Origin of the sequence: Pseudomonas aegrilactucae (assembly GCF_019168305.1) — a bacterium.
In the GTDB taxonomy this organism is placed as follows: Bacteria; Pseudomonadota; Gammaproteobacteria; order Pseudomonadales; family Pseudomonadaceae; genus Aquipseudomonas; species Aquipseudomonas aegrilactucae.
The window spans coordinates 49,516-70,459 of sequence record NZ_JAHTBI010000036.1 but is presented as its reverse complement, the minus strand read 5'-3'; the positions used below and the strand labels follow the sequence as shown (position 1 = coordinate 70,459).

18 protein-coding genes and 1 pseudogene are annotated in these 20,944 nt (G+C 63.5%); 11 read left to right on the top strand and 8 right to left on the bottom strand.

The window, feature by feature from the left end:
• Positions 1–53 precede the first annotated feature (53 nt).
• Both KUO17_RS10460 and KUO17_RS10455 read right to left on the bottom strand, forming a co-directional pair.
• Positions 54–1,028 carry a FecR domain-containing protein gene (locus tag KUO17_RS10460; protein WP_217975492.1) on the bottom strand — a complete coding sequence of 325 codons (975 nt, stop codon included), beginning with the start codon at positions 1,026–1,028 and terminating at the stop codon, positions 54–56.
• 5 nt (positions 1,029–1,033) lie between these two features.
• A complete protein-coding gene (locus tag KUO17_RS10455; protein WP_217975491.1) occupies positions 1,034–1,564 on the bottom strand; it encodes a sigma-70 family RNA polymerase sigma factor in 531 nt (176 codons plus the stop codon).
• A gap of 324 nt (positions 1,565–1,888) precedes the next feature.
• On the opposite strand from KUO17_RS10455, the pseudogene KUO17_RS27130 reads away from it, so the two are divergent.
• From KUO17_RS27130 to KUO17_RS10445, 3 genes and pseudogenes are all read left to right on the top strand, one after another.
• Positions 1,889–2,866 (top strand): annotated as a pseudogene (locus KUO17_RS27130) (cache domain-containing protein); the annotation flags it as partial.
• Positions 2,867–2,983: 117 nt separating this feature from the next.
• The gene (locus tag KUO17_RS27125; protein WP_420801214.1) at positions 2,984–3,769 is read left to right on the top strand and encodes a methyl-accepting chemotaxis protein; all 786 of its coding nucleotides are present in this window, start codon (positions 2,984–2,986) and stop codon (positions 3,767–3,769) included.
• 158 nt (positions 3,770–3,927) lie between these two features.
• Complete coding sequence (locus KUO17_RS10445; RefSeq protein WP_217975489.1) at positions 3,928–4,713, top strand: sulfite exporter TauE/SafE family protein; 786 nt, start codon at positions 3,928–3,930, stop codon at positions 4,711–4,713.
• 130 nt (positions 4,714–4,843) lie between these two features.
• Here KUO17_RS10445 and KUO17_RS10440 read toward each other — a convergent pair whose 3' ends face one another.
• From KUO17_RS10440 to KUO17_RS10430, 3 genes are all read right to left on the bottom strand, one after another.
• Positions 4,844–7,276, bottom strand: a complete 2,433-nt coding sequence (locus KUO17_RS10440) for a TonB-dependent siderophore receptor (protein WP_217975488.1) — start codon at positions 7,274–7,276, stop codon at positions 4,844–4,846.
• A 108-nt stretch (positions 7,277–7,384) separates the two neighbouring features.
• Positions 7,385–8,344, bottom strand: coding sequence for a FecR domain-containing protein (locus tag KUO17_RS10435; RefSeq protein ID WP_217975487.1), 960 nt, complete (start codon positions 8,342–8,344; stop codon positions 7,385–7,387).
• 1 nt (position 8,345) lies between these two features.
• The gene (locus KUO17_RS10430) at positions 8,346–8,876 is read right to left on the bottom strand and encodes a sigma-70 family RNA polymerase sigma factor (protein ID WP_217975486.1); all 531 of its coding nucleotides are present in this window, start codon (positions 8,874–8,876) and stop codon (positions 8,346–8,348) included.
• Positions 8,877–9,022: 146 nt separating this feature from the next.
• On the opposite strand from KUO17_RS10430, the gene KUO17_RS10425 reads away from it, so the two are divergent.
• The 3 genes from KUO17_RS10425 to KUO17_RS10415 are packed head-to-tail and all read left to right on the top strand — an operon-like array spanning position 9,023 to position 12,357.
• Entirely contained in the window at positions 9,023–9,733 is a 711-nt protein-coding gene (locus KUO17_RS10425) for a hypothetical protein (protein WP_217975485.1), read from the top strand.
• Positions 9,734–9,772: 39 nt separating this feature from the next.
• Entirely contained in the window at positions 9,773–11,650 is a 1,878-nt protein-coding gene (locus KUO17_RS10420) for a DUF294 nucleotidyltransferase-like domain-containing protein (protein ID WP_217975484.1), read from the top strand.
• A complete protein-coding gene (locus KUO17_RS10415; RefSeq protein ID WP_217975483.1) occupies positions 11,647–12,357 on the top strand; it encodes a 3'-5' exonuclease in 711 nt (236 codons plus the stop codon). Before KUO17_RS10420 ends, KUO17_RS10415 begins: the two co-directional genes overlap by 4 nt.
• Positions 12,358–12,377: 20 nt before the next feature.
• Here the strand turns inward: KUO17_RS10415 and KUO17_RS10410 are convergent, their stop codons facing one another.
• Positions 12,378–14,048: a BCCT family transporter gene (locus KUO17_RS10410; RefSeq protein WP_217975482.1), complete on the bottom strand. Its 1,671-nt coding sequence runs from the start codon at positions 14,046–14,048 to the stop codon at positions 12,378–12,380.
• Between the two features lie 189 nt (positions 14,049–14,237).
• Between KUO17_RS10410 and KUO17_RS10405 the strand changes: the two genes are divergently transcribed.
• From KUO17_RS10405 to KUO17_RS10385, 5 genes are all read left to right on the top strand, one after another.
• Positions 14,238–14,585, top strand: a complete 348-nt coding sequence (locus tag KUO17_RS10405) for a hypothetical protein (RefSeq protein WP_217975481.1) — start codon at positions 14,238–14,240, stop codon at positions 14,583–14,585.
• A 29-nt stretch (positions 14,586–14,614) separates the two neighbouring features.
• The gene (locus tag KUO17_RS10400; protein WP_217975480.1) at positions 14,615–14,800 is read left to right on the top strand and encodes a hypothetical protein; all 186 of its coding nucleotides are present in this window, start codon (positions 14,615–14,617) and stop codon (positions 14,798–14,800) included.
• Positions 14,801–15,062: 262 nt separating this feature from the next.
• Positions 15,063–16,073, top strand: a complete 1,011-nt coding sequence (gene dusA, locus KUO17_RS10395; protein WP_217975479.1) for a tRNA dihydrouridine(20/20a) synthase DusA — start codon at positions 15,063–15,065, stop codon at positions 16,071–16,073.
• A 120-nt stretch (positions 16,074–16,193) separates the two neighbouring features.
• A complete protein-coding gene (tal, locus tag KUO17_RS10390; RefSeq protein WP_217975478.1) occupies positions 16,194–17,120 on the top strand; it encodes a transaldolase in 927 nt (308 codons plus the stop codon).
• Between the two features lie 190 nt (positions 17,121–17,310).
• The gene (locus KUO17_RS10385) at positions 17,311–19,200 is read left to right on the top strand and encodes an alkaline phosphatase D family protein (protein WP_217975477.1); all 1,890 of its coding nucleotides are present in this window, start codon (positions 17,311–17,313) and stop codon (positions 19,198–19,200) included.
• Positions 19,201–19,245: 45 nt separating this feature from the next.
• On the opposite strand, the gene rssC is transcribed toward KUO17_RS10385, so the two are convergent.
• Together rssC and rssB are read right to left on the bottom strand one after the other, a co-directional pair.
• Positions 19,246–19,728: an anti-sigma factor antagonist RssC gene (gene rssC / locus KUO17_RS10380; protein ID WP_043864541.1), complete on the bottom strand. Its 483-nt coding sequence runs from the start codon at positions 19,726–19,728 to the stop codon at positions 19,246–19,248.
• Positions 19,725–20,909 (bottom strand): two-component system response regulator RssB, encoded by a 1,185-nt coding sequence (gene rssB / locus KUO17_RS10375; RefSeq protein ID WP_217975476.1) that lies wholly within the window; start codon positions 20,907–20,909, stop codon positions 19,725–19,727. Before rssB ends, rssC begins: the two co-directional genes overlap by 4 nt.
• Positions 20,910–20,944: the final 35 nt, after the last annotated feature.

Below are 20,944 nucleotides of genomic sequence, written 5' to 3'. Positions count from 1 at the left end.
TTTCAGAAGTCGAACGAAACAGCGAATACCTATCATTTGCGTAAAAATTATTTTTACACCCTGGGCGGCTCGATGCTTACCCAGTAGCGCGTGCGCCGCTCGACATGCACCGGCAGGGTCTTGCCGATGGCGCGCAGGATCTGCTCGGTGTCATCGAGTTTGAAGGTGCCGCTGATGCGCAGATCGGCCACCTGATTGGCACAATTGAGCCAGCCAAGGCGGTAGCGTCGCAACTCCGCGATGAACACCCCGAGCGTCTGGTCGTTGGCGATCAGCAGGCCCTTGCGCCAGGCATCGCGGTGGGGCTCAAGCGGCGATCCCAGCACGAATCTGGGGTGAGCAAAACGCACCTGATCACCCGCATTGACCATGGCGCCCCCCACGCCGTCGCGGGGCAACACGCCCACGTGCCCCTGGTACACCGCCAGCTCCGTGGTGCTGCCATCACTGTCGCGGCGCACCAGAAAACGTGTGCCCAGCGCCTCGACGGTGCCGTTGACGGTCTGTACCCGCAGCGGACGCTCGGCCTGGTCCGGCGCACTGGTAATCATCACCTCGCCCTGGCGCAGCACCAGCAGGCGCTGCTGGTTGTCGTAGCGCACATCCAGCGCAGTGTTGCCGTTGAGTTCGAGCTGCGTACCATCGGCCAGGGTCAGCGCCTGGCGCTTGCCGATCCCGGTGTGATAGTCGGCGGTCCACGGCCCGTACCTGACCTCGCGGTAACCCGCCCAGCCAAGGCCAGCGGTGCCGGCCAGCAACAGCACGCCCTTGAGTACCCCCCGGCGCCCCATCGCAGCCTGCTGCCCGGCCAGGTCCAGGGTGCGCCCGGCCAGACCGGCAGGTAGGTGGCCCAGCCGCTGCTGCACCTGGGCCACCTGCTGCCAGGCCCAGCGGTGCTGTTCGTGGGCGTCGTGCCAGGTTTGCCAGGCCTGCTGGTCGGCATCGCCAACCGCATCGGCATTGAGGCGGGCGCGCCAGAGCGCAGCCTGTTCCAGCGCCGCGCGCTGGAGAGGGTCGAGGGTTGCCATGGGGTTCACGATTCGGCTTGCAGGTTGTACAGCGTACAGTGATGAAAGGCCTTGGCGATATAGCGGGTCACGGTGACCTCGGAGACCCCGAGGTCGAGGCCGATCAGCTTGTAGGTCATGCCGTCGAGCTGCGACAGCAGGAATGCCCGGCGCACCTTGCGCCCCAGGCCCGCGAGCATGGCGTCCGTTTCGTAAAGGGTCTGCAGCAGGATCAGGCGCTCCTGCTCCGAGATCTCGAAGGCCTCGGGTTGTTCGGCCAGGGCCTGCAGCCAGGCGCGCTCAAGGCGTGCACGGCGAAAATAGTCGATCATCAGGCGCCGGGCGATGGTGGCCAGGTAACCGCGCGGTTCGCGCACCGCTTCCAGCCGGTTACCGGCATCCGGCGCGCTGAGTACCCGCACGAACACATCCTGCACCAGGTCCGCCGCCAGGTGCCGGCAGTCTACACGCGGACGCAGCCAGCCCTGCAACCAGCGGTGATGGTCCTGATAGATACGGCTGACCTGCTTGCGCAAAGCGGGATCGGGCTTGGACATGGGCGACCAGGGGTACGAATGAGAATTCCTATCATTCTATGCTGGACGTGAGGCCAGAAGCAAAAGCTTCGCCTTGTTCAGGCGCCAGCCTGCACCAACGCCGACGTCGGCAAGCCGAACACCAGCCCCTGCAGCGCGCGGCCCAGGAACGGGTGCACCAACTGACCTTTTTTTCCGACGAACTGCATCAATGTGGTGCATAAATATTTCGACCCTACAGCCGATACCTACAAGGTCAGTTGCGCGCTCTACGCGATGGTGAGACCCACAAGGTCCCGACTCGTGAAGCCGTCACTTCTCCTTTCTGGCTAAAGGTCTCGAAACATGAACCTGAAATTCCGCCACAAGATCCTGCTGAGCGCCTGCGCGGTAGTGGTTCTGGCATTTGCACTGTTCACCCTCTACAACGACTACCTGCAACGCAATACCATTCGCCAGAACATCGAGTCGTCGGTGAACCAGGCTGGCGCGCTTACCGCCAGCAGCGTGCAGAACTGGATGAGCGGGCGCATCCTGGTGCTGGAGAACCTCGCGCAGAACGTCGCCCACCAGGGCGCGCAAGCCGACTTCCCGGGCCTGGTCGACCAGCCCGCATTCACCTCCAACTTCCAGTTCACCTACGTCGGCCAGGCCAATGGTGTGTTCACCCAGCGCCCGGACACAAAAATGCCCGACGGCTACGACCCGCGCCAGCGCCCGTGGTACACCGCCGCCGTCGCCGCCGGCCAGCCCATGCTCACCCCGCCCTACATGGCGGCCGTCGGCGGCCTGGTGGTGACCATCGCGATGCCGGTCAAAAGCAAGGGCGAGCTGCTCGGTGTGGTCGGTGGCGACCTGAGCCTGGCCACCCTGGTGGAGATCATCAATGCCGTGGACTTCGGCGGCATCGGCCATGCGTTCCTGGTCGACCGCAGCGGGCAGATGATCGTCAGTCCCGAAAAGGACCAGGTGATGAAGAACCTCAAGGACATCTATCCGGGCAGCAACCTGGAAGTGGCCGCAGGCGTGCATGACATGACCCTCAACGGCCAGGAGCGGATCATCTCGTTCGCCCCGGTCAGCGGCCTGCCGTCTGCCAACTGGTACATCGGCCTGTCCATCGACAAGAACAAGGCCTACGCCGCACTCAGCCAGTTCCGTACCTCGGCGATCATTGCCATGCTGATTGCCGTGGCCGCCATCGCCGGCCTGCTGAGCCTGTTGATTCCGGTGCTGATGCGTCCGTTGACCACCATGGGCCGCGCCATGCAGGACATCGCCCAGGGCGAAGGCGACCTGACCCGCCGCCTGACCGTGGAGAACAAGGACGAATTCGGTGAACTGGCCGGTGCCTTCAACCAGTTCGTCGAGCGTATCCATGCCTCGATCTCGGAAGTGGCCTCGGCCACACGCCAGGTGCACGACCTGTCGGAGCGCGTGATGAGCGCCTCCAATGCGTCGATCATCGGCTCCGAGGAGCAGAGCCTGCGCACCAACAGCGTGGCCGCCGCGATCAACGAACTGGGCGCTGCCACCCAGGAAATCGCGCGCAACGCCGCCGATGCCTCGCAGCATGCCAGCGGCGCCAGCGACCAGGCCAATGACGGCCGCCAGGTGGTGCAGGAAACCATCAGCGCGATGACCGCCCTGTCGCAGAAGATCAGCGAATCGTGCCAGCAGATCGAAACACTCAACGCCAGCACCGACGACATCGGGCAGATCCTCGACGTGATCAAGGGCATCTCCCAGCAGACCAACCTGCTGGCGCTCAACGCCGCGATCGAAGCCGCCCGTGCCGGTGAAGCCGGGCGCGGCTTTGCCGTGGTGGCCGACGAGGTGCGCAACCTGGCCCACCGCACCCAGGAATCGGCAGAAGAGATTCACAAGATGATCACCACGCTGCAGGTCGGCTCGCGCGAGGCGGTGCACAACATGAACGCCAGCCAGGTCTCCAGCGAACAGAGCGTGCACGTGGCCAACCAGGCCGGTGAGCGCCTGACCAGCGTGACCCAGCGCATCGGCGAGATCGACGGCATGAACCAGTCGGTGGCCGCCGCGACCGAAGAGCAGACCGCCGTGGTCGAGAGCCTGAACCTGGACATCACCCAGATCAACGTGCTCAACCAGCAAGGCGTGACCAACCTCAACGACACGCTCAAGCACTGCGACGACCTGTCGCGTCAGGCCGGCCGCCTCAAGCAACTGGTCGACAGCTTCAAGATCTGACCCCGCCCCCCTTGTCATCGACCGCGCAAGCGGTCGGTGGCTGCCGCGAAAGCCTGCGTTATGGTTATAAACTAATAACGAACAAGTCTATTTGGCTATAAAAAAACCTTTATGCTGGCTGCCATCCGATCACGGGCTCGCTGGGTGTTTAGGTAATTATGGATGTAGGTTCTTTTGGTTTCACCATCGCAGGCCTGATCGTGGGTTTCATCGTCGGCATGACCGGCGTGGGCGGTGGCTCGTTGATGACCCCGATCCTGCTCTGGTTCGGCATCAGCCCGGCGACTGCCGTGGGCACTGACCTGCTGTATGCGGCGATCACCAAGGCCAGTGGTGTCTGGGTGCACAGCAAGCAAAAGAACATCGACTGGAAGATCACCGGGCAACTGGCGCTTGGCAGCGTGCCGGCGGCAGCACTGACCTTGTGGTTCCTCAGCACCTTGCACACCGACACCCAGGCGCTCAATGGCGTGATCAAGCAGGGCCTGGCGGTGGTGCTGATCCTCACGGCCCTGGCGATCCTGTTCAAATCGCGGTTGCAGGCCTTCGCCAGCAAGCATGCCGGTGATCACTATCACCTGAGCGATCGCACCTTGAGCGTCCTCACGGTCGTGACGGGCGTGGTGCTGGGGGTGATGGTATCGCTGACCTCCATCGGTGCCGGTGCACTGGGCACCGTGGCGCTGTTTCTGCTGTACCCGTACCTGGTCACCCGCCGCCTGGTGGGCACCGAGATTGCGCACGCCGTGCCGCTGACCCTGGTGGCCGGCCTGGGCCATGCCAGCATGGGCAACATGGACTGGTCGCTGCTGGGCTACCTGCTGCTGGGGTCGTTGCCGGGCATCTACATCGGCAGCCACCTGACCGGGCGCATTTCCGACAACGTGCTGCGCCCTTGCCTGGCGGCGATGTTGCTGCTGATCGGGTACAAGCTGGCGTTCTAGTCGCTTGCCGAGGCTGAGCACTCCTCTGCGCAGTGCAGGTGCTGCGGTGCATCAGATACACCGCGCACACCGATTTTACTGGCGCCGGAAGCTGATTCTCGGCGCCTGATTGCGCCCACAGGGCACGGGCTCAGAACGTGTACTTGGCCGACAGCATGAAGTTGCGTGGCTCGCCGTACACGTTGAACGCGTTCCAAGTGTTGCTGTTGATGGTCTGGTAGTACTTCTTGTCGAACACGTTGTTGACGTTCAGGCGCAGGTCGATGTTCTCGGTCAGCCGGTGCCCGACCATCAGGTCGACCAGCGTGTAGCCTTCCTGCTCGATGCGATAGCCCTCGCCCTGGTTGAAGGTGGTGTTCTGGCTGGTCAGGCCGCCCCCCACGCGCCAGCGCTGCAGGGCACCTGGCAAGGTATAGGTGGTGTTGAGCTTGAACAGGTGCCGCGGCAGGTCGCTGTTGAACAACCGTCCCTCATTGCTCGCGATCGCATCCTTGCGGTACTTGGCCGCGTTGTAGGTGTAGCCCGCTGCCAACTGCCAGTTGGGCGTCAGTGCACCATTGACCTCCAGCTCCAGCCCTTCGCTGCGTACCTCGCCGGACGCCACGTAGCACGATACACCCGCCGGTGCCTGGCAGCCGACCGTGGTGATCGAGGCACGATTCTGCTGGTCGATGCGATACACCGCCGCACTGGCATTGAGCGCACCGTCGAAAAACTCGCCCTTGATCCCAGCCTCGTAGTTCTTGCCCGTGATCGGCTTGATCGGGGCGTTGCGGGTATCGACCACGCCCTGCGGGCTGAAAATATCGGTGTAGCTGACGTACACCGAATAGGTGTCATTCAGGTCGTAGACCAGGCCGGCATAACGCGTGACATTACGGGTAACCTTGTCGGTCTGCCTGGGGCTGCCCTTGCTTTCGATCTGGTAGTCATACCAGTCCAGACGCCCACCCAGGATCAGGTGCAGCGGGTCTGCCAGGCTGAAACGCCCGGTCAGGTAGGCACCGGTCTGTTCGGTCTCGCTCTGCTGCTGCCAGGCGCCCATGTCGACCGCAGGCTTGGGCGTGATGTGCGGGTTCCAGTTGTGGATGTCGATCGCCGACGCCGTCAGCACCGTGGTGCCATAGCCCTCGAACGTCTCGCGACGATTGCTGGCCCCGACCACCAGTTCATGCTCGCGCTCAAGCAACTGGAACGGCCCGCTGGCATACAGGTCGTAGCTGGTCTGGTCGTTTTCGTAACGGAACTTGCCGGTCATCTGATTGAACGTATCGCCCATGCCGGCGCTGGCATAGGAGGCGAACAGGTCCAGCTTCGACCAGCGCTTGGTAGCGGCCAGGCGCAGCTTCCAGTCGTTGTCGAAACGCTGCTCCAGCTCGGTGAACAGCGTGTTGTTGTCCTGGTCCCAGCGGCCCCAGTCGTTGCCCAGGTAGGTCGAACGCGACAACTTGAGGTCGCGCCCGTCCGCCCCCGTGGGCACGCCGCCCCAGGCGGTGTTGTTGTTCAGGTTCTGGTTGGACGCGCCCAGGGTCAGGGTGGTCGAATCGCTCAGGTCGGCTTCGGTGATCGCGTAGAACAGGCTGTGCTCCTTGTTGACCACGTCCTGGAAGCTGTCCTTGACCTGATAGCTGCTGACCACCCGCCCGCGCACACTGCCACTGTCGTTGAGGGCGCTGGAGGCATCCAGCTCGCCACGGTAGTTGTTCCAGCTGCCGGCGCCCAGGCTGATGCTGGCCTGGGGATCGCGCGTAGGGCGCTTGCGCACCAGGTTGATCGCGGCCGACGGGCTGCCGGAGCCTGTCATCAGGCCAGTGGCACCGCGCACCACTTCGACGTGGTCGAGCATCGCGGTGTCTGCAGCGGCAATGGTGTCGCGGGCGGTGTAGCTCGACACGGTGGTGGGCAGGCCGTCATACAGAATGTTGTCGACCGTGAAGCCACGGGCGTAATAGGTCGGCCGTTCCGGACCGTCGTTGGCCAGGGTCAGGCCCGGGGTGTCCTTGACCACATCGTGCAAGGTCTGCATGCCCCGGTCGTCCATGCGCTGGCGGGTAATCACCGAGACCGACTGGGGGGTCTGACGCGCCGTCAGGGCCAGCTTGGTGGCGCTCGGCATGGTACCCGTGGTGTAGGAACCGGTGTCTTCGGTGCTGGCACCCAGGTGCTCGGCATTGACGGTGGTGGCGCCTAGCGCCACCGCGCCAGCGGCCGCGCTGACCGGCACCAGCTGATAGCGCCCGCTGCCGTCTCGCACGGCGTGCAGGCCGCTGCCCTGCAACAGTTGGCTCAGGCCGGCCGCCACAGCGTAGTGGCCGTGCAGCCCGGCGCTTTGGCGGCCGCGGGTAAGGCTGGCATCGAATGACAGCACCACCCCGGCTTCGGCAGCAAAGCGCGTGAGCGCCCTGCCCAGGTCATCCGGGGCCAGGTCAAAGCGCTGCGTGACTGCAGGCTCGGCGTTGACGCTGGCGGGCAACAGCGCCGGCAGTATCAACGCCGAGCACAGCAAGGTTCTACCCAGCATCGCGCACAAGGGGCTGGGTCGGGGCAAAAGGTGGTACGTCATGATGTCGTTCTCGTCTGGTTGCCAGGCCGCACAGATAGGCCACTTCCCATGAGTCGAACGAGATCGGGAATAAATACCAGCTGCTGTCGATTATTTTTCGCAATAGCACTATGCCGCAGTCAGGGTCACCCAGAACCGTGTACGCCGCTGCGCCCGAATCGGCAAGGCGTCCACCAGCGCCTGCAGGATCTGCTCGCTGTCGCCGAGCGCGAAGGTACCGCTGATACGCAGGTGCCCCACCGCCGGATCGCAACGCAACCAGCCTTGGCGGTAGCGCCCCAGCTCGGCGACAAAATCATCCAGGCGCTGGTCGTTGGCGATCAGCAGGCCACGGCTCCACGCACCGCTGGCGTAGTCCAGGGCCTGCGGCGCCTGCAACTGCTGGCGATCGAAGCGACAACCCTGCCCGGCCTCGACCCGCTGCGCCGAGCCGTGCTCGGGTGTGATCTGTACCGCATGTTCGAACACCGCGACCTGGGCCCAGGCGCCTGCGTCGCGCACCGAAAACCGCGTACCCAGTGCGCGCACAGTGCCCTGCGTGGTGTGCACGCTGAACGGCCTGCGCTGCGGGTCCGCCGCCGTGGTCACCATCACCTCGCCCTGCCTGAGCAGCACGCGGCGCTGCCCCGCATCGAAGATCACATCCACGGCCGTGTCGGTGTTGAGCAGCAACTGGCTGCCATCGGCCAGGGTCACCGGCAGACGCTCGCCCACTGCACTGCGGTAATCGGCAAACCACGGCCCCTGCTTCGCCTCACGGTAACCCCCCCAGCCCAGCGTGCCGCTACCCAGCAACAGCGCCAGGCCCTTGAGCACGCTGCGCCGCTTGGCGCGACGTTCCTCACCAGCCAGGCCCAGGGTGCGTTCGGCCAACGCGCCCGGTAACCGGTGCAGGCGTTGCTGCAGGCGTTCGGCCTGCTGCCAGGCCCAGGCATGCGTGGGCGCAGCACCGAGCCAGGCTTGCCAGGCCTCGCGGTCATGGGCAGTGGCGTCTGTGTCGTTGAGCCGCGTGTACCAGTGTGCCGCCTGCTCCAGTGCGGCCAGTTGCTCGGCAGTCAGGCTGGCCATGTCAGAGCTCGTGCTGCAGGCTGTAGACCATGCAGTGCTGCACAGCCTTGGCGATATAACGGTTGACGCTCATCAGCGAGATCCCGAGTGCCTGGGCAATCGCCTTGTACGTCATGCCGTCCAGTTGCGAGAGCAGGAACGCCTTGCGCACGTTCTCGCCCAGCGCGCCCAGCATCGCATCCAGCTCGCACAGGGTGTCGAGCAGCATCAGGCGCGTCTCGGGAGAAATGTCCTCGGCTTCCGGGCGCTCGGCCAACGCCTTGAGCCAGGCACGTTCCAGACGTTGGCGCCGAAAGTGATCGATCATCATGCGCCGCGCAATGGTCGCCAGGTAGCCACGCGGCTCGCGCACCGAGCGCAGCTTGCTCGACGCATCCTGGGTACCGAGGATGCGCACGAACACGTCCTGCACCAGGTCGGCGGCCAGGTGCTGGCAGTCCACCCGCGGGCGCAACCAGCTGCGCAACCAGCGGTGCTGCTCCTGGTAGATTCTGCTGACCTGCTCGTGCAGTACAGGATCGTGGCTCGACATGGCGTAAGCTCATCGACATGAATGGGAAGTATTATCATTTTAGGGGGATTGCTTCGTCGTGAGCAAGCGCGGCGCACAAACGTGCGGCCTCGGTCGGGTCTGTGCTTAGATACCGATTGCACACATTGAAGGAAAGGATGCCCGTCATGCTGCCACTACGCCGCCCCCTCAACGGCCTGCCCATTGCGCTGACGCTGTGTGCCCTGCTCGGCGCCTGCGTGCCCTACCCGCGCGAACGCCCGGCCTACGCCGACCTGTGCCAGCAACGCCAGGTACTGGAGGTGCCGACGGCACACGGCATCAAGACCTTCTACCTGTACGCCTACCTGTACGACCATGCGCTGACCTGGGGTGAGCGCCCCTATGTGCAGGGCCATTTCAGCGCGCATGACGCGCCAGACCGCGAATTTTATGTCCAACTGATCGGCTTCAACAAAGACCGCCAGCAACCGCTCAAGCCTGGGCGTTCGGGTGAACCACCGGTGCCGATGCTGTATGACAGCCGTACCGCCTACCTCACCTTCGAAAACGGCACGCGCCTGGCGGCTCGACCGGATGTCTACCTGGGCGCCCTCAACAATGACGTCCCGCTCTCCGGCCCGGCGTACGTGCGCCCTTCACCCTTCGACATCAACAGCGACGAGGTCCACCGGCGTATCCCCAAGATCACCAACAACAGCCGCTATGGCTCGGTCTACGTCGCGTTCAACACCCCTGACTTCAATGCTGACAGCCGCTGGACGATCAACCTGGGCACGTTGGAAATCGAAGGCCAGTCGGTTACTGTGGCGCCGCTGACGCTGTGCCATCACCCGAAAAAATCCTGGATTGGCATCGAACCGTTGATGCGCCCCTGAGCTCCATACCCCTGACGTTCACACCAACAACGAGGCAGCATGCAGATCGAGCTTCTGGAGGTTCGCGATCACCTCCACCGTTTCGCCCCTTTCGACGCCTTGCCCGAGGAGACCCTGGGCAGCATTGCGCAGCGTATCCAGGTCAGCTACTTCAAGGCCGGCAGCAGCATTCTGGAGGCCGGTAGCAGCATCCAGGACCTGCATTACGTGCGCAGCGGCGCGGTGGAGATCTACCGGCGCAACGGCGAGCTCTACAACCGCCTGGGCGAAGGCGACATCTTCGGCCAGGCCGGGCTGCTGCGCAGTAACAAGGTGCGCTTCCCGGCCAAGGCGCTGGAAGACAGCCTGATCTACTTCATCCCCGCCGACCTGTTTGCCGAGCTGTGCGAACAGCACGACAGCTTTGCCGAATTCGTCGAAGCCGAGGGGCATTCGCGCCTCAAGTCCGCAGTCGAAAGCCAGGGCAGAGCCAGCGAACTGATCCAGCTCAAGGCGCGCACACTGCTGTCGCGCAGCCTGGTGTCGGTCAGTCAGGACACCTCGATCCTGGACGCCGCACGCCTGATGGCAGCCGAAAGCGTGTCGTGCGTGGCCGTGCTGGAACCCGTGCCCGACGCCCCCGACAGACTGCTGGGCCTGGTCACCGACCGCGACCTGCGCACCCGCGTGCTGGCCGCCGACCTCAGCAGCAGCCTGCCCATCAGTACGGTGATGTCGTGCGAGCCGGTGGTGATCCAGGCCAACGACTCGGTGTTCGAAGCCATGCTGAGCATGCTGCGGCGCAACATCCACCACCTGCCGGTGCTGCACAAGGGGCGCACCCTGGGCCTGATCAACCTGTCGGACATCATCCGCCACGAATCCCAGAGCAGCCTGTACCTGGTCAACAGCATTTCCAACCAGCACAGCGTGGCCGGGTTGCGCTCGTTGCTGCGCGACCTGCGCGGCACCTACATCCGCATGGTGCGCGACGGCGCCACCGCGCACATGATCGGCAGTGCGATTTCCGGCATCGGGCGCGCCTTCACCCAACGCCTGCTGGAACTGGCCGAACGCGACCTGGGCCCGCCACCGGTGCCCTACTGCTTCATGGCGCTGGGGTCGATGGCGCGGGACGAACAACTGCTGGTCACCGACCAGGACAACGCCCTGGTGCTCGACGACAGCTTCGACCCGGTGCAGCACGACGGCTACTTCCTCAAGCTCGCGACCTTTGTCAGCGACGGGCTGGCCGCCTGCGGCTACAGCTACTGCAAAGGCGGGATCATGGCCACCAACAACCAGTGGCGCCAGCCGCTGCGCGTGTGGAAGGCCTATTTCACCCAGTGGATCGACAAGCCCAACGCGGCCACGCTGCTGAACAGCAGCATCTTTTTCGACCTTGACGGCGTGTACGGCGAGCTGGAACTGGTGCAGGCGCTACAGACACTCTGCGCGCAGAAGTCCAGTGCCAGCCCGGCATTCCTGACCGCCATGGCGCGCAATGCCTTGAACCGTACGCCGCCGCTGGGGTTCTTTCGCACCTTCGTGATGGAGACCGATGGGCGCCAGAAACAGATCATCAACCTCAAGGGCCGCGGCACCGCGCCGCTCACCGACCTGATCCGCGTGCATGCGCTGGCCTGCGCCAGTACGGCGCAGAACTCGGTTGACCGGCTGGAGGCGATCAGTGCGACCAAGCTGATGCAACCGGCGGCCATCGAACATTTGCGCTATGCGCTGGAATTCCTGTCGATGGTGCGTATCCGTCACCAGGCCGATGCGATTGAACAGGGACAGCAACCAGACAACTACATAGAGCCCGAGCGCTTCTCCAGCAGTGAGCGGCACAACCTCAAGGAGGCGTTCCAGGTGCTGAGCCATGCGCAGAAATTCCTGCGCTTTCGCTACCCCGGCATCGTGCGGCACACACGATGATGCTGCGCGATAGCGAACGCATCGACTGGCGGGCACGTTTCCAGGCGTTGGCGCAGCAGGCGCGCCATCCGTTGCTGCAAGGGTTCTACGCAGCCGGCGCGGTGGCAGCACAGACGCCCCTGCAAGAGGTGCCGTTGCTGGCGCTGGACGTCGAGACCACCGGCCTGGATGCCGAAAAGGACGGCATCGTGAGTATCGGCCTGATGCCCTTCAGCCTGCAGCGTATCCGCTGTGGCGAGGCGCGTTACTGGGTGGTCAAGCCGCGTGCCGAACTGAGCGAAACGTCGATCACCTTCCACCACATCACCCACAGCGACATCCGCCATGCACCGGCCCTGCCGCATGTGCTCAAGGCCCTGCTCAGCGCCATGGCCGGCAAGGTGATGGTGGTGCATTACCGCAACCTGGAGCGTGGTTTTCTTGAGCATGCGGTGCGCCGCCACCTGGGTGAAGGCCTGCAGTTTCCGGTGATCGACACCATGCAGCTCGAGGCGCTGGTGCACCGCAATGGTCGCAGCTGGATGGACCGGCTGCTGCGCCGCGCGCCGGTGTCGATTCGCCTGGCCGACAGCCGCGCGCGCTATCACCTGCCGCCCTACCATGCGCACCACGCGCTCACCGATGCACTGGCAACAGCCGAGCTGTTGCAGGCACAGGTGGCGCATCGGTCAGAGGCCGGGGTTGAAGTGGGCCGGTTGTGGGATTGACCGCTACGTGAGGTAGCGCGTCACCCCCGCGGCTCGGACATCAGCCCCTTGACCAGCGACACGCAACCCAGCAGCAGCACGAGGGCGAACGGCAGGCCGGTCGACACCGCCATGGCCTGCAACGCAATCAACCCGCCGCCCAGCAGCAGGGCAATCGCGATCACCCCCTGCATCACTGCCCAGAACACACGTTGTGGCACCGGTGCATCGACCTTGCCGCCTGCGGTAATGGTATCGATCACCAGGGAACCGGAGTCGGACGAGGTGATGAAGAACACCGCCACCAGCACGATCCCGATAAACGAAGTGATTTCCTTGAGCGGCAGACCACTGAGCATCGCGAACAACTTGAGTTCCAGCACCGCATCCGTCACACCACTGAACTGCTGCGTCACGGTCTGATCGATGGCGGTGCCACCGAACGTGGTCATCCACAGCACCGACACCAGCGACGGCACCAGCAGCACCGCAATCAGGAACTCGCGCACAGTGCGCCCACGGCTGACACGGGCGATGAACATGCCCACGAACGGCGACCAGCTGATCCACCAGGCCCAGTAGAAGGCGGTCCAGCCCTGGGTAAATTCGGCGTCTTCGCGCCCTACCGGGTTGGACAGCGCCGGCAGGTACTGCAGGTACGAGGTCAGGTTCCTGAAGAAGCCGGTGAAGATCGCCAGCGTCGGCCCCACCACGATGATGAACACCAACAGCAGCAGCGCCAGGGCCATGTTCACCTGGGACAGCATCTTCACACCCTTGTCCATGCCGGCCAGCACCGACCCCAGGGCGATGATGCTGATGCCGATGATCAACAGCACCTTGCTGACATTGGTGGAGGGGATCCCGAACAGGTACTCCAGCCCCGCCGCCGCCTGCTCGGCGCCGATGCCCAGCGACGTGGCCAGGCCGAACAGCGTGGCGAACACCGCCAGGATATCGATGATATGCCCCGGCCAGCCCCACACCCGCTCACCCAGCAGCGGGTAGAACACCGAACGGATCGACAGCGGCAAGCCCTTGTTGTAGGTGAACAAGGCCAGCGACAGCGCCACGATGGCGTAGATCGCCCACGGGTGCAGGCCCCAGTGGTAGATGGTCGCGGCCATGGCCATGTCTGCCGCCACCTGCGGGTTGCCCGCAGCACCGCCCAGCGGCGCCCAGTCGGTGCGCACACCGGCCGCATCGAGGTTCACCCCGCCCATGGCCGCCGAGAAGTGCGACATGGGTTCGGCGACGCCGTAGAACATCAGGCCGATGCCCATGCCGGCGGCGAACAGCATCGAGAACCAGCCCACATAGGAGTGGTCCGGCACCGCTTCGCGACCGCCCAGGCGCACTTTACCCAAGGGCGACACGATCAGCCCCAGGCACAGCACCACGAAGATATTGGCGGTGCTCATGAAGAACCAGGCCAGGTTGGCGGTGAGCCAGCTGCGCATGGCGCTGAAGATCGGCTCGACCTCGTTCTGCAGCGCCAGGGTGAGGATGACGAACAGGAAGATGGTGGCGGCCGAGATGAGGAACACCTTGCCGTGGATATCCAGCGAGAAGGAAAACTCGCCCTTGAAATTGTCCTGGCCGACGACATAGTCGGTGTCGATCAGGTTTACTTCACCGCTTGGAGCTGGAATGCCATCGATGGTCACTGGCTGAGAATGCCCGGGTGTTTCATTGGATGGGGTTCTTCCCACGAAATGCTCCTTTGATTGCTGGCACGCGTCGACGTGCAATGGTCTGATAGCCCCGCTGTTCCTATGGCAAAACGAGAGAGTTAGCCGCCAAGGGTAACAGGCTTGGGGTGGGACCGTGGCACGCGCCAGGGGTTCAAGGCTTTCTGCCACTATTTTGAAATCACGTTTACACCAGCGAGTTAAGTGCGCATGTCCGAGTACGCCATTGCCATCACCCACGCCGACCACACGCCAAGCATTGTCAAACTGTTGCGAGGTTTTTCAGAAGAAAGCATATCGGTGTTAATTCGTAGGATCGGTACTACAGAGCCTGTGGTCCATGTCGACACACAAGATTTTTCGCTAGAAATGTCCGACGAAGACGGGGTACTTTCACAGCAGAAGAGGCTGCTGAATCTGGTGCAAGTGCTGGAACGTTCGGGGGCCAGCGTGCGAATTACCCACCATGTGGGAGAGATCGTTGAACCCCTTTCCCTGCAGATGCTGCGCAACCTTTTCGAGAGTGAACTGATCGATCTGGCTCAGGAACACGATTGAGCGAATTGCACCCTACGAAGGAGAAGTACATGGACGAGTACTGGGAGGCTGCGGCGGGCCTTAACGAACATGTCGAGAATTTGAAGCAGGCGCGTGATCGACTGATTGCGGCCGGCAAGCACGATGAGGCGGCGGTGATCAGCCGATCGCTTGAGACGATGCAGGTTGCGCTGGATCAGCCGGGACGGATGGCGGCAGGCGAAACCAAGCATTGAGGGCAGCCTCGGTAACGTAACCGGGGGCTGGTGGCTTGACCGCCCCCGCAGATTTCCCATGGGGTTGAGCCGGCTTGCAGCGTGGCGTTGCGAGGGTAAGCGGTCTGTTTTCACGCGCAGGCCCGGCTGTGTTGGTAAACTTGCAGGCCATCATGAGGCAAACGTAGCTGTGCTGGGCAGCCGATGCTGCAATCAGTGCGTTTGGGCGCCATCACACCGTGTGCGCTCCCCCTGCAAACAGACACTCAACACGTAGAGCAAAATGGTACAGAATTCAGCGGCATCTCCCGTAAATACAGGCGCTACAGTGTCCCGACGGTTCAGCGTCGCCCCCATGATGGATTGGACTGACCGCCATTGCCGCTACTTCCTGCGCCTGCTCTCGCGCAACGCCCTGCTCTACACCGAGATGGTCACCACCGGCGCGCTGCTCAATGGCGATGCCGAGCGTTTCCTGCGCCACGATGAAGCCGAGTACCCGCTGGCCCTGCAATTGGGCGGCAGCGTACCGGCCGATCTGGCCGCCTGCGCCGTGCTGGCGCAAAACGCGGGCTACAACGAAGTGAACCTGAATGTCGGCTGCCCCAGCGACCGCGTGCAGAACAACATGATCGGCGCCTGCCTGATGGGCCACCCGGCGCTGGTGGGCGATTGCGTCAAGGCCATGCTCGACGCCGTGCAGATCCCGGTCACGGTCAAGCACCGCATCGGTATCAATGGCCGCGACAGCTACGCCGAACTCTGCGATTTCGTCGGCCAGGTACGCGACGCCGGTTGCCGCAGCTTCACCGTGCACGCGCGCATCGCCATCCTCGAAGGCCTCTCGCCCAAGGAAAACCGCGAAATCCCGCCGCTGCGCTACGACATCGCCGCGCAACTGAAAACCGATTTCCCGGACCTGGAACTGATCCTCAACGGGGGCATCAAGACCCTCGCCGAATGCCAGCAGCACCTGCAGACCTTCGACGGCGTGATGCTCGGCCGCGAGGCCTATCACAACCCGTACGTGCTGGCCGAAGTCGACCAGCAGCTGTTCGCCAGCGACGCGCCCGTGATCAGCCGCAGCGAAGCCCTGGCCAGGCTGCGCCCGTATATCGCCAGGCATCTGGAAAGCGGCGGCGCCATGCACCACATCACCCGCCATATCCTCGGCCTGGGCCAGGGTTTCCCGGGGGCACGCAAGTTCCGCCAACTGCTGTCGGTAGACATCCACAAGCGCCAGGACCCGCTTGGCCTGCTCGACCAGGCAGGGCTGCTGTTGCAAGGGCGCTAGGAACCTGCGCGCGGTTCGACACTCCAATCGTCATCCCCTACCCGATGCCTGCCGCACAGCCCTTGAGCGGCCGGCAGCGCTCGGGTAATGTCGTCCAACCGCACAGGACAGAGCACGCTCATGACTTCCAAGCTGGAACAACTCAAGCAGTTCACTACGGTCGTTGCCGATACCGGCGACATCGATGCGATCAGCCGCCTCAAGCCGGTCGATGCCACCACCAACCCCTCCCTGCTGCTCAAGGCTGCCGCCATGCCCGGCTATGCCGAGCTGCTCAGCGAAGCAGTCAAGCACAGCAAGGGCAACCTGGGGCTGGCCTGTGACGCATTCGCGGTGTCGGTGGGCAGCGGTATTCTCAAGGTGATTCCTGGCCGCATTTCCACCGAAGTGGACGCACGCCTGTCGTTCGACCAGCCAGCCCTGCTGGCCAAGGCCCGCCAGTTGATCGAACTGTACGACAAGGCCGGCATCGGCCGCGATCGCGTGCTGATCAAGCTGGCCTCCACCTGGGAAGGCATCCGCGCCGCCGAGGTGCTGGAAAAGGAAGGCATCCAGACCAACCTGACCCTGCTGTTCTCCTTCGCCCAGGCCGCCGCCTGTGCCGACGCCGGGGTGTTCCTGATCTCGCCGTTCGTGGGCCGTATCTACGACTGGTACAAGAAATCCACCGGCAAGGAGTACGCCGGCGCCGAAGACCCGGGCGTGCAGTCGGTCACTCGCATCTACGACTACTACAAGGCCAATGGCTACGACACCGTGGTCATGGGCGCGAGCTTTCGCAACATCGGCCAGATCGAGCAACTGGCAGGTTGCGACCGCCTGACCATCAGCCCCGAACTGCTGCAACAGCTGAGCGACGACCAGGGCAGCCTGGAACGCAAGCTGGTGCCTGGCAAGGCCGGCGAACCACGCCTGACGCTGGATGAAGGGCAATTCCGCTGGCTGTCCAACGAGGACGCCATGGCCACCGAAAAGCTCGCCGAAGGCATCCGCCAGTTCGCACGTGATCAGGAGAAGCTGGAAGCGCTGATGGCTGCAAAGGCCTGATACAAATCCGGTTTGCCTGAGGCAGCAGGAAGGCGGAGCATCCTGCGCCTTGCATTCCTGCATCGGGGCTGCTTTGCAGCCCTTCGCTGGCAAGCCAGCCCCACGCGGTCTGCGCGCCCCACACAATCCTGTGGAAGCTGGCGTGTCAGCGGAGGGGCCTGAACCGTCCATGCTGACTCCTGAGTAATCGATGCCCGACACCACCCCACTGCCGTTGGTACTGGCCGGCCCGCTGCTGCGCCGACTGGAAGCTACGCGCCTGGTCTTCTGGCTGGTCGGCTCCGAGCCGCTACAGCCCACGCTGCACCTGAACCTCCCCGTCGAGCACCACCTGAACTGCCAGGTCATCGCCATCGGCAGGCACGCCTTCGTGCACCTGATCGACGTTCAACTGGCCGCACCCTTGCCCACCGACGTACAGGTCGACTACGACCTGTTGCTGCACGGCCAAGGCATGCGCGACTGGGCATCGCACCTGCTCTATGGCGACAACCAGCAGCCCAACTTCGTGGTACGTGCGCGCCTGGACCACCTGCTGCACGGCTCCTGCCGCAAACCGCACCACCCTGCCGCCGATGGCCTGCTGTGTGCCGACCGCCTGCTGGCCGCGCCCCACGCACCTGCCGAACGCCCTGCGCTGCTGATGATGAGCGGCGACCAGGTGTATGCCGACGACGTCGCCGGCCCCATGCTGCGGGCCATCCATGGGCTGATCGAGCGCCTGGGGCTGTTCGACGAGCACCTGGAAGGCGCCGTGGTGGAAAACAGCGCCGCACTCTATCGCCACCCGGCCAGTTACTACCACCGTGCCGACCTGCTGCCGGCGCTCAAGAGCAACGAGACCCTGCGCGAACGCTTCTTCGGCGGCACCAGCAAGCCGATCTTCACCAGCAGCAACGCCGACAATCACCTGGTGACCCTGGCCGAAGTCATGGCCATGTACCTGCTGGTGTGGTCGCCCGTGCCGTGGGCCCTCCTCGACACCCACATGCCAGCGGGGCTGACAGTGGAGCGCCAGGCACGCTACCAGCACGAACAGCAACTGCTGCAGAGCTTCGTCGAAGGCCTGGACGGCGTGGCTCGGGTGCTGGCGCACCTGCCTAGCCTGATGATCTTCGACGACCACGACATCACCGATGACTGGAACCTCTCGGCCCAGTGGGAAGAAACCGCCTACGGCCACCCGTTCTCCCGGCGCATCATCGGCAACGCGCTGATCGGCTATCTGCTGTGCCAGGGCTGGGGCAACAACCCGGACGCATTTGGCGACCTGCTGCCGGCCTGCCACACCCTCAGCCACAGCGCCGACGACGACGGCTACCTCGAACACACCGCACAGGACGCACTGATCAAGGCGTTGCTGCGCTTTCAGGAGTGGCAATTTGCGTTGCCGACCCAGCCTGCCCTGCTGGTGCTCGATACCCGCACTCGCCGCTGGCGCAGCGAAAGCAGCCTGCAAAAACCGTCCGGCCTGCTCGACTGGGAAGCGCTGTGTGAACTGCAGCAGGCACTGCTGGACCATCCTTCGGCAATCATCGTCTCGCCTGCACCGATCTTCGGCGTCAAGCTGATCGAGTCCATCCAGCGCGTCTTCAGCTGGTGCGGCTACCCGCTGCTGGTGGATGCAGAGAACTGGATGGCCCATCGCGGTGCAGCGCAGGTCATCCTCAACATCTTTCGCCACTCGCGCACGCCGGGGCACTACGTGATCCTCTCCGGCGACGTGCACTACTCGTTCGTCTACGAAGTCCTGATCCGCCACAAACGCAGTGCACCGCACCTGTGGCAGATCACCAGCAGCGGCATCAAGAACGAGTTTCCCCGACGCCTGCTCGACGTGTTCGATCGCCTCAACCGCTGGCTGTACGCACCACGCTCACCGCTCAACTGGTTCACAAAACGTCGCCAGATGCAGGTAGTGCCGCGCACACCCGCCCACAGCAAGGCCGGTGAACGGCTATGGAACAGTGCGGGTCTGGGTCAGGTATTTTTCAATGAGCAGGGCCAGCCGGAGCGCATTCTCCAACTCAATGCCAATGGCACAGCCCCCACCGAGTTTCCTCGCGGGCCGATGCAGTAAGGGCGGGGTAGCCAGGCGCTCGCCAGGGAGCGCCGAAGGGAACGATCAGGTACGTTCCAGGGCGTTGACCAGATCGTGGAAGGCTTCACGGTTGGAGTCGTTCAGGCCCATGAGGATCTTGTGCGCTTCCAGCACCTTGGCACGCACCACCTCTTCGTTCTGGTCCTGGGACGGCAGATCGGTCAGGCACTCCGGGCACGGGATCGGGCGATCGACGATGTTGAACACCTGATCGAAACCCATCGATTGCAGCAGGCGCGTGATGTCGGCATGGGTGGTGACCACGGTAGGCAACAGCCCAACCTTCTGCCGCGACAGGATCGACAATTTGGCCAGCAAACCGAGCGTGGTGCTGTCGATGCTGTTGGTTTCCGTAAGATCGATGACGATCGCCGAGAAATTCAGCGCCGTGAAAATCTTCTCGATCGTTGCGTCCAGCGCCGAACACAGGGTCAGACGCACTTCACCGACAAACTTCAGAACGAAGGTACCGTTCTGCTCGGCGAACTGGATTCTTCCAGTACTCATTGAAGGTTCCTGCTCAACACCATTAGGGCGATATCATCCGGCATCTCCCCAAGCGTAGCCAATTCGAATCGTCGGCGCAGCCCATCCAGGCTGCCACCCGCAGCCTTGACTATTTCAGGCAAGGCCGCTTCCTTATCTTTGAGTGTATCGCCGGGCAAAAGATCCAGAATGCCATCAGACAGCAAGGTCAGGCTGAACTCGGGAGGCAGTTCCATCACGTGGTCCTGGTAGGTCGCCTCGTCGAACAGGCCCACCGGCAATCCGCGGCCTTCAAGGTACCCACAGTGCTCTGGCGTATACAGTACAGGCAACGGCAGATGGCCGCCGATGCTGTAGGTCATCAGCCCGGTGTCTTCATCGATCACCCCGCCAACCATGGTCACATGCTTGCCCAGCTTGCAGTTGATCAGGCCGCGATTGATGTGGCCCAGCACTTCGGACGGCTTGAAGTCACGCAAGGTGCCACTGCGCTTGAATTCGAACAGCAGGCGCGTGGTCATGAACTTCAGCAGCACGGTCACGAACGCCGATGAAGCACCGTGCCCGGAAACGTCTGCCAGGTAAAACGCCACACGTCGCTCATCCACCCGGAAGTAGTCGGTGAAATCACCGGACAGGTACAGCGAAGGAATGATCTGGTGCTCGAAACGCAGGTCCGAAACGGCCCATGGGCTCTCGGGCAGCATGTTCATCTGCACCTGGCGCCCCGCGGTCTGGTCCTCCTGCAACAGGTGCAGGCTGGCCTCCAGTTCGCGGTTGGCGGTTTCGAGCTTTTCGCGGTAGCGCTGGTTCTCGAGCACCAGATGCGCACGGTCCAGCGCACGGCGTACCGAATGCTCCAGCACAGCCAGGTCTTCAAGGGGCTTTATCAGGTAATCGGCGGCGCCCAGGCGCAAGGCCTCGACGGCATCGTTCATCACACCCGCGCCCGACACCACGATCACCGGCAGATCAGGCGCACGCTCGGTGACCTGGCGAATCAGCTCCAGGCCACCCATTTGCGGCATGCGCAGATCGCAGATCACAAGATCAGGCTGGTCCTGCTCGAAGACGTGAAGGCCCTGCTGACCGTTGCTTGCCTGCAGGACACTGAAGCCGCTGTCTTCCAGGTAGGCGGCAAGACTCGCACGCACTACGTCGTCATCATCGATTATCAGCAGCGTTGCACTGGTTTTCTGCATGTGGGCAAACGGCGCCAGAAATAGGTTGGCGTAGG